The sequence below is a fragment of the Mycobacterium sp. E1214 genome, from assembly GCF_001666755.1.
Classification (GTDB): Bacteria; Actinomycetota; Actinomycetes; order Mycobacteriales; family Mycobacteriaceae; genus Mycobacterium.
The window spans coordinates 1-1,217 of the sequence record NZ_LZJC01000133.1 but is presented as its reverse complement, the minus strand read 5'-3'; the positions used below and the strand labels follow the sequence as shown (position 1 = coordinate 1,217).

General features: G+C 73.9%; 1 protein-coding gene and 1 pseudogene. Both read left to right on the top strand.

Translation table 11 applies throughout. From position 1 onward, the window contains the following. On the top strand, positions 1 to 921 hold a 921-nt coding region (locus tag A5700_RS18805), incomplete at its 5' end, for a nitronate monooxygenase family protein (protein WP_068204934.1). A 77-nt stretch (positions 922 to 998) separates the two neighbouring features. Beyond that, positions 999 to 1,217, top strand: a pseudogene (locus tag A5700_RS26195) (hypothetical protein); the annotation flags it as partial.

Sequence of the window (1,217 nt, the reverse complement as noted above, 5' to 3'; positions counted from 1 at the left end):
CCGATGGCCCTGGTGGCCGGGGGCCGGCTCGCGGCGGCGGTGACGGCCGCCGGTGGCCTGGGCCTCATCGGTGGCGGCTACGGCGACCCCGACTGGATGCGGGAGCAGATCGGTCGCGCCGCCGGCGCCCGCGTCGGATACGGGTTCATCACCTGGAACCTGCGGCCCGACGTGCTCGACATCGCACTCGCGCAGCGCCCGCCGACGGTGCTGCTGTCCTTCGGTGACCTGCAACCGTTCGCCGAGCGGATTCGCGCGGCGGGGGCCGCGCTGATCGCCCAGGTGCAAAATCTCGAGCAGGCGCGCCAGGCCCTGGACGCCGGCGCAGACGTCTTGGTGGCCCAAGGCGGCGAAGCCGGCGGGCACGGCATGAGCGTCCGTTCCACCTTCACGCTGGTGCCCGAGGTCGCCGACCTGGTCGCCGCGCGTTCGCCCGCCACCCTGGTGGCGGCCGCCGGGGGCGTCACCGACGGGCGCGGCTTGGCGGCCGCCCTGGCCCTGGGCGCCGACGGGGCGGTCGTGGGCACCCGGTTCTGGGCGTCGCCGGAGGCCTTGGTGTCGCCGCGGGCGCACGAGCGGGCCGTCCGCGCCGGCGGTGACGACACCGTGCGGACCACCGTCTACGACCTGGTGCGTCGGCTCGACTGGCCGCCCATGTACACCGCGCGGGCCCTGACCAACGCCTTCCTCGACACCTGGCACGGCAAGGAAGCCGAGCTGACGGCGTCGCTGCCGGAGGCGGTCGCCGCCTTCCAGGCGGCGTTGGCGGCCGAGGATTTCGACACCGCGGGCATCCTCGTTGGCGAAGGCGTGGGCCGCATCCGCGACGTCCAGCCGGCCGCGAGCATCGTCGAGGACATGGTCGCCGACGCGGCCCGCATCCTGAACCGCGCGGGCGCGCCGGAGCCACCGCGGGGTTGACGACCCTTCGGTATCGCCGCTGGTCCGAATCCGCAGCTTTATGATTTCGCCTCGCGGCCCCGGTACGCTTTCTGCATATGGGTGCAGTTCCTTCCGCGGCGCGAGTGGCCGTCGCGAGTCTGATGGTCGCCGGCTGGGCCGCGTCGGCCGCGGTGGCGGCGGCCGACCCGGATTCCTCAGCGCCGCCCTCGCCGGCCCCCGTCGCAGGCCAGGGCAATGGGCCCGAGCAGGATCGGGTGCTCGATCCCGAAGAATTTCGTGAGTCGGGTGGTCAACGGCATGGCGGCACCTACTTC